This window comes from Microbispora catharanthi, from assembly GCF_006334915.2.
GTDB classification, from domain to species: domain Bacteria; phylum Actinomycetota; class Actinomycetes; order Streptosporangiales; family Streptosporangiaceae; genus Microbispora; species Microbispora catharanthi.
Map to the genome: position 1 here is coordinate 42,252 of NZ_VDMA02000039.1, position 6,871 is coordinate 49,122.

Annotated in this window: 10 protein-coding genes; 5 read left to right on the forward strand and 5 right to left on the reverse strand. The window is 64.6% G+C overall.

The window, feature by feature from the left end; translation table 11 throughout:
* The first annotated feature begins 473 nt into the window (after positions 1-473).
* On the forward strand, positions 474-878 hold the full coding sequence (locus tag FH610_RS40820; protein ID WP_161628209.1) for a hypothetical protein: 405 nt from the start codon (positions 474-476) through the stop codon (positions 876-878).
* Complete coding sequence (locus tag FH610_RS40825; RefSeq protein ID WP_139580601.1) at positions 875-1,276, forward strand: hypothetical protein; 402 nt, start codon at positions 875-877, stop codon at positions 1,274-1,276. The genes FH610_RS40820 and FH610_RS40825 overlap by 4 nt, the downstream gene beginning before the upstream one ends.
* Before the next feature lie 153 nt (positions 1,277-1,429).
* Here the strand turns inward: FH610_RS40825 and FH610_RS40830 are convergent, their stop codons facing one another.
* The 4 genes from FH610_RS40830 to FH610_RS40845 all read right to left on the reverse strand — a co-directional run bounded on the left by FH610_RS40830 (position 1,430) and on the right by FH610_RS40845 (position 3,542).
* Positions 1,430-1,894 (reverse strand): hypothetical protein, encoded by a 465-nt coding sequence (locus FH610_RS40830; protein WP_139580602.1) that lies wholly within the window; start codon positions 1,892-1,894, stop codon positions 1,430-1,432.
* Positions 1,895-2,143: 249 nt separating this feature from the next.
* A complete protein-coding gene (locus FH610_RS40835) occupies positions 2,144-2,353 on the reverse strand; it encodes a hypothetical protein (protein ID WP_139580603.1) in 210 nt (69 codons plus the stop codon).
* Between the two features lie 14 nt (positions 2,354-2,367).
* On the reverse strand, positions 2,368-3,240 hold the full coding sequence (locus tag FH610_RS40840; RefSeq protein ID WP_139580604.1) for an IS3 family transposase: 873 nt from the start codon (positions 3,238-3,240) through the stop codon (positions 2,368-2,370).
* The gene (locus FH610_RS40845) at positions 3,237-3,542 is read right to left on the reverse strand and encodes a transposase (RefSeq protein ID WP_161628210.1); all 306 of its coding nucleotides are present in this window, start codon (positions 3,540-3,542) and stop codon (positions 3,237-3,239) included. Before FH610_RS40845 ends, FH610_RS40840 begins: the two co-directional genes overlap by 4 nt.
* Positions 3,543-3,862: 320 nt before the next feature.
* Between FH610_RS40845 and FH610_RS44930 the strand changes: the two genes are divergently transcribed.
* Positions 3,863-4,183, forward strand: coding sequence for a hypothetical protein (locus FH610_RS44930; RefSeq protein WP_240809495.1), 321 nt, complete (start codon positions 3,863-3,865; stop codon positions 4,181-4,183).
* Positions 4,180-4,671, forward strand: coding sequence for a tyrosine-type recombinase/integrase (locus FH610_RS44935; protein WP_240809496.1), 492 nt, complete (start codon positions 4,180-4,182; stop codon positions 4,669-4,671). The genes FH610_RS44930 and FH610_RS44935 overlap by 4 nt, the downstream gene beginning before the upstream one ends.
* Before the next feature lie 249 nt (positions 4,672-4,920).
* On the opposite strand, the gene FH610_RS40855 is transcribed toward FH610_RS44935, so the two are convergent.
* Entirely contained in the window at positions 4,921-5,550 is a 630-nt protein-coding gene (locus FH610_RS40855) for a hypothetical protein (RefSeq protein ID WP_205826414.1), read from the reverse strand.
* Positions 5,551-6,124: 574 nt separating this feature from the next.
* On the opposite strand from FH610_RS40855, the gene FH610_RS40860 reads away from it, so the two are divergent.
* Positions 6,125-6,517 carry a tyrosine-type recombinase/integrase gene (locus FH610_RS40860; RefSeq protein ID WP_161628211.1) on the forward strand — a complete coding sequence of 131 codons (393 nt, stop codon included), beginning with the start codon at positions 6,125-6,127 and terminating at the stop codon, positions 6,515-6,517.
* Positions 6,518-6,871 lie beyond the last annotated feature (354 nt).

The window sequence follows — 6,871 nt, forward strand, 5'->3', positions numbered from 1 at the left end:
GTCTTCGCACCCACGCCGCGCCGGGACCGAGTACCCCAGCCCAGCACGACGGCGAGAAGCAGGCCGAGCACGATCAGGATGAGCCCGGGGAACCTCACACGATTCACGATGACGAGCGCTAGCCGCCGTATCTGGTCTATGCCGCCAGTGATGGCGGATCGTGACGCAGCCCCCTGCGCCCTTGCGGGTGGTCCGGAGTCGGCGGACCTGGGCCTCGATGAGTGCGGGGGCGAGGTGAGGGGTGGTGTGCGGTCGGCTGGGCCGGTCGTGAAGCCCTTGTCGTGTCTGGAGCGGGGACGGGAATCGAACCCGCGCTGTCAGCTCGGGAATTGCATGGATCACGGCCGTTAGGGGCGCTGACCTGGCCGTCGGGCCGGTCACGAGTGACCGTGGTTGACCCTTCGTCACCCTGGCTAATTGCACGCTAATTTCACGGTGATCGCGTCGGGATGTGGAGGTGGGACGCTTCTTGTATGGATCCCTCGGAGTTTGCCGCTGTGAAGCAGCAGGTGATGGACGAGTCGTTCCCCAGCTCTGGGGCTGACCTCGACGGCATGGCAATGGACTTCGATGCTTACCTCTGGCACTCGCCATTGATCAGGGAGGTATCAGTTCGCCGTACCGGCGATACGAACAACCTGATCGCGGCTACGTGCTGGACTGTGCCGGGGTCTTCGACCGCGGAGATTGCGGCAGAGCTCGAACGGATCTGGTTGCAGGATCTCAGCTACCGGCACTTCGAGGCTCACATGATCACTGCGGACGAGCGGGCAGTCCGCCTTGATGCGGTGACGCAGATCGCTCCGGACGACTTCTACGTCACGGCCGCCATCGTCGCAGAGACCGCGCGGCCGACAACGGGAGGAGCAACAAGGTGATCACTTTCGACGGGACCTTCTACCGCGTTACGGATCCTGAGTTCGAGATGGTCATTCCAGCCTGGGAGGGGTACGAGCCGGACGCTGCTGACCAGGCAGACGCGACAATCACCTTCCGCGACGGCTCGCGCCGGTATGCGACCTTCATGACCCTGGACGCGATCCAGCACATCATGGACAAGGATGCGCGTACTGGTGAGTGCCTCGATGGCCGGTACTTCTGGTGCTCAGACTTGATCGTCATCAGGGGCGTCGGGTTCGAAGGCATGGCGGCCGCGATCCGAGACCTGGTCTCCTCGGGAGGCATCGAAGGAGCATGTGGCCTGCTCGACCCGATTGGTGATGACGAAGAGAAATCAACGTCTCGGGAGAGCCCGGGACGAGAGTGGAGCGGGTGACGGGAATCGAACCCGCGCGGTCAGCTTGGGAATTGTATGGATCATGCCTCGTAGGGCGGCCGACCTGGGCTTCGGGCGCGGTCATGAGTGACCGTGATTGACCCCTCGTCGCCCCGTCTCTGCACGCTAGTGCATCCGTTGCTATTCGATCAGCTAGGGAAGTTGCTCTCGGAGCGTCAGCCACTGGTCAAGCCTTCTCGCCGTCGGCGTGGTCGACAAATAGTCCCGGATGTACTGGGCTGGCCCCAGCAGGTTCTTGCACCGGCGGAGGGCCAGGATCTCTGTCCGGGGCCGCTGTTGCCAGTTGGTGACCCACTCTGTGGCTTGCTCCAGTTGCAGAGGGAGGGCCGCCAGGATGTCCGCGGCGAGTACGTCGGGGTTCCACAGGGATAAGCCCATGGAGCCGAGATCGCTGATCAGGCCTGCGCGCAGGTAGAAGCGGCTTGCATTGGCGCTAGTCGTATCTAGACCTGCGGCCTCGGCTCTGCCAAGCGCATACATGGCCGTCTCTGCCCACACTCGCTGTCCTTCGCCCTGCTCGGGTTGACGGGCGTAGAAGCTGTTCAGCTCCCAGACGCTGAGCCAGTAGTTGATGAGAGTGGAAGGATCGTCGACCACGAGGTCACTTTCTCATCGGCGGCGCGCACAGTCTGCCCTCCTGATCACCCCGCGGCCTTGGTCTGCTCGGCTTGCCCCGGGTCGATGGCGGGCGGGGTGATCAGCCCCTACCTCAGCCAGCTAGGGCCGGCAACGCTGAGCAGGCCCTTAGCGATCACCCGGAGCCGGAGCGCCCCCGCCGGAGGCACAAAGACGTTAGCCCACGCGATGGGAGCGGTGAGCTGGCGGGTGCCGCGAGCCCTCCGAGCCTCAGCACCATTCCTCGATGTAGAGCAGTCGTTGCCCAGCTTCATCGCCGAACTCGTAGCCCATGTACACGGTGTCAGAGGTCGCAGACTCAGCCATGAATGCGTAGTTCCGGCGTACCAGCTCCGAGAGCGCAACCCGCTCCTCGTACGTGACCCACCGCAAGTCAAAGCCGCCGGATTTGCCTTGAGCTTGTTCCGCTTTGACGGACACCGTTGGTGTGGTGGTCAGGCCGCGCGAGTTTCTTCGTAGGCGGCGGGGCTAACGTAGCCGAGGCTGCTGTGGAGGCGGCGGAGGTTGTACCAGCTTTCGATGAATTCGAAGATCGCGCTGCGGGCGGCGGCCCGGGTGGGCCAGCGACGTTCGTCCAGGAGTTCGACCTTGATCGTGGCGAAGAACGACTCGGCCAGCGCGTTGTCCCAGCACTGGCCCCGGCGGCCGACCGACAACCGGACTCCGAGCCGCTCCGCCAGCCGGGTGTAGGCGGTGCTGGTGTATTGGCAGCCGCGGTCCGAGTGGAAAATCACTGGTGTGGTGGGGCGGCGGTTGCGCCAGGCGTGCTGCAGGGCGTCGGCGACGAGTTCCGTGCGCAGGTGGTCGGCGGTGGCCCAGCCGACCACCCGGCGTGAGGCGATGTCGATGACTGTGGCCAGATACAACCAGCCCTCATCAGTGGCGATATACGTGATGTCGCCACACCAGCGAGTGTCGACCCCGTCGGGTTCCGGCTGGAAGTCGCGGCTGATCAGGTCCGGCCGCTTGGCGGCGTCCGGATCGGGGGTCGTGGTGGTCTGCCGGCGGCGCCGATACCGGCCCTGCAATCCCAGCGCGCGCATCAGCCGGGCGACGCGACGGCGTCCGCATCGTTCGCCTTCGTGCTGAAGGGCCGCGTGGATGCGTGGCGCGCCGTAGGTTCCACGCGATTCACGGTGGACGCCGCCGATGCGTTCGCTCAACTGTTTGTCGCGGACAGCGCGGGGGCCGGGTGTGGGGTTGCGGCGGGCGTAGAAGGCGGCGCGGGAGACTTCCAGCAGTTCACACGCCCGTTTGACGTTGTGACCGCCCTGCTTCTCCGCCTCGATGAACGGGTCCACGCTCACCGGGTCTCCTTCGCGAAGAAAGCCGTGGCCCGCTTGAGGATGTCGACGTCCTCGCGTAGCCGGCGGTTCTCCCGCCGCAACGCGGCCAGTTCCTCCCTTTCGCTGCTGGTCAGCCCGTCACGCACTCCGGCGTCGACCTCGGCCTGGCGGACCCAGTCCCGCACCGCGGTCTCGGTCAGGTCGAAGTCCTTGGCCACCTGACCGATCGAGCGATCACCGCGCTGGCACAGCTCGACGATCTCGGCCTTGAACTCCGGCGTGAACGAGAGGCGAGGACGCTTCTTCTTCCCCATGCTCTCCATCTTGGACATCCTTCCGGGGACGAACCCCTGATCTCAGATGTCCGTCAAACCGGATCAAGCCCACCTAGCAACACCGGAACGGCGCGGCGGCGCATCAGGCTCCGGACAGTCCTGGGGTCAAGCTTGCGCCTCCGCACTTGCCAGGTGCGACCGATCGGGATCGGTGAGTTCCCCCGAAGAGCCGGGGCTCAGTCTAGTCATCTCACGAGTTTCGCCTAAGTCATGCTCGGCAGACATTCCGTGGCGGCCCGAGCGGCGGGCGCGCGCGAGAACGGCCCCCAGGCCGCACACGCAGCGTGCGGCCCGCAAGCTCGGGCCGCGTGGCGGCGTGGAGCGCCGCCCTTGATGACGGTCCGGGCGCGTCCACGGTGGCGAAGGCATGCCGGCTGCTGCGTGCGATCCTCAACACGGCGCTTGAGGATGACCTGATCAAGAAGAACCCCTGCCGGATCAAGAACGCCGGGGTGGAGCGTCCGGAGGAACGGCCCGTCCTGACCGTGGCTGAGGTGTTCACCCTGGCGGCCTGCGTGCCTCCCCGGTTCCGCGCCCTGGTCCTCCTCGCGACTTTCGGCAGTCTGCGATGGGGAGAGCTGGCGGCTCTACGACGCGCCATCACCTCGATCTGGAAGCGCGCACGGTGAGGATCGAGGCGTCCGTCTCCGAGATGAAGACGGGAGAGCTGATCACTGGGCGGCCCAAGTCGGATGCCGGCGCTCGTGTGGTCACGCTGCCAGAGGTCATCATCGGTGACCTGGCCTGGCACCTTCAGCGGTTCAGCGAGCAGGCCCCTGACGGTCTGGTCTTCGTGGGGGAGAAGGGCGCACAGCTCCGGCGCAGTAACTTCACGAAGGTGTGGGCCAAGGCGCTCACCAAGTCCGGACTCCCGAAGATCCACATTCACGACCTCCGGCACACGGGCAACACGTTGGCGGCGGCCACCGGGGCGACCCTCAAGGAGCTGATGACCCGCATGGGTCACTCCAGCACGAAGGCGGCCATGGTCTACTTGCACGCGGCCAAGGACAGGGACCGAGCGATAGCCGATGCCATGGGGGAGATCGTCAAGCAGGGGCTCGCCTCCGCCAGTGACGACGACGACCAGGCGGCGACGGAAGCCAAGATCAACTGATGTGGAGCGGGTGACGGGAATCGAACCCGCGCTGTCAGCTTGGGGAGTCTTTCAATATCACGCCGCCTGAGCTGCCAAAACGCTGACCTGGGGTATACGGGTCGAGTGACCGTGAGTCCCCGTGATTCCCTGCGGGCCGCCGACCGTACGGGCACTCAACGGGCATGCCGACTGTCCGCACAACAGGGTGGTGGATGCAGGGGAAAGGCTTTGCCATCGATGATGTGACCCCGTGTTTTTGATCTGGTGTTACAGAGGTTTGCCCCACTCGACCTCACACCCCGGAACTCCACATCCATAACATGGACCGTCCGGAGTTGAGCCCAGCCGCCAGCGGCAGGCCACTTCCTGGAGCACTTCCGCAAGGGATGCGTAGCCCGGTTCGCGCTGCAGCCACCATTCGGCGAAAGGCCGGCCGTACTGCTCGAAGGCCGCCTTGTGTATCGGGGCGGGGTCGTGGAGCGGCTTTAGCCCGAAATTCTCATCCAGCCAGGCGAGATACTCGTGATGGGCCTCGGTGTGATCCCCCTCCTCCAATTCGACACTGTAGATGTGGGCGCCGTCGAGGGTGAGAACCCGCAGTAGGTCACGCAGGCTGGCCGCCTCGATGAAGATCTCGCCCTCGTCTCCGCAGAAAATGACAGGCATAGTCGTCAGGTCTTCCCGGTCATCGCACCGCCAGAGGGCGTACAAGGAAGGGGCATCGGTGGCCTGGGCGAAGAAGATCAGCCGCTCCTCGAGGTCCGGATCGTCAAGACCATGGATCTTCTCTCCGTAGTCGACCAGCTTGAATTCACCCGCGTAGGACCGGCCTTCGAGCCGGTCCTGAAATTCCTTGAGCAGATTCAGCTCAGGGAAGGGGGAGTACGCGTCGCTCATGAAGCCTCCGTATGCCAGCGGGCGCCTGGCCGTTCCTGGACCTCGTCGAGGTCTTTCTGGTCAGCGTTGCCCACCTGCCTGCGCTTGGCCCTGTCGCGTCCGGCAGGCGGACTGCGGGTGAGGCTAGGGACCGGCAGTGGGGAACGGCTTGTAGATCACTGGGACACCCGGGCCGCGCATGTCTGGCGCCGACTTGGGATGACGGAAGTGCTCACCGATGTCGAGATCTCGGCAGCCTGATGGACATCCTCGGCCGGGCTGCCTCTCGACTGCTGTCGACCCAACCGTGTAAGGGCAGCGAGCCAGCGACGGAGGGATAAGCCTTGGCCTCAAGCCCGGCCTGTAGGCCGGGTTCTGTTCCCAGTAGTTCTCTGACCTGCGGCCCATCTCTGAAATCTGTCCTGAGCTGGGATTTCATGTTTCGACAGTTGCCAACAGCCCAGGAGATCTCTCGCGTTCCGGCAGAAAAGAGATGGAACGGAGGCGGCGTCTCAGTCGCCTTCCATGGCGGCTTCTGAGTGAAGTCGAACAGCCTGGTTGGATAGGCGGCAAGCGCATCGTGAGTGTCCCGGCCGTGCTGCTCCCAGACCTCCGGGCACATCTGGAGACGCACGCCGAAGCGGGGGATGAGGGCGTCGTTTTCGTCAGGCCGAAGGACGCCCAGCTTCGGAGGGCGAACTTCACCCGGACATGGAGCAAGGCACTCAAGGACGCGAAGCTCAGCGGCTTCCACTTCCATGATCTCCATCACACCGGGAACACGTTCGCCTCGCAGTCCGGCGCGACTCTGCGGGAGCTGATGAACCGCATAGGGCACTCGACCACGCGGGCCGCGCTGATCTATCAGCACACCGCGATGGAGCGAGACCGGGCCATCGCCGACGCGCTCGGGAAGCTCGCCGAGGAGGCGCTGAGCAAGCAAGATCCAGACGATCGGGCACGTAGCGGGCACGGAAGATCGGAATGATCCCGAAAACATTATGACCCCGGTTGGGAATGTATCCCTGACCTGGGCCTTCGTGGGTGGAGCGGGTGACGGGAATCGAACCCGCGCTGTCAGCTTGGGAAGTCTTTTAAGATCATGCTATCTGAGCTGGGCAAACGCTGACCTGGACCTATGGCGGGCGAATCACCGTGAGCCCCCGTGATTCCCCGCGGGTAGCCGACCGCACGGGCACGCTACGGGCACGCGGGCTAGGGCCTGTCTCAAAGCCTGGTGAGCCAGTCGTCTATTGCGGTTATAAGAATGGCGGCTTGGTAGCGGACGGCGAGTTTGTCGTACCTGGTTGCGATGGCGCGGTGGCGTTTGAGCCGGTTGATG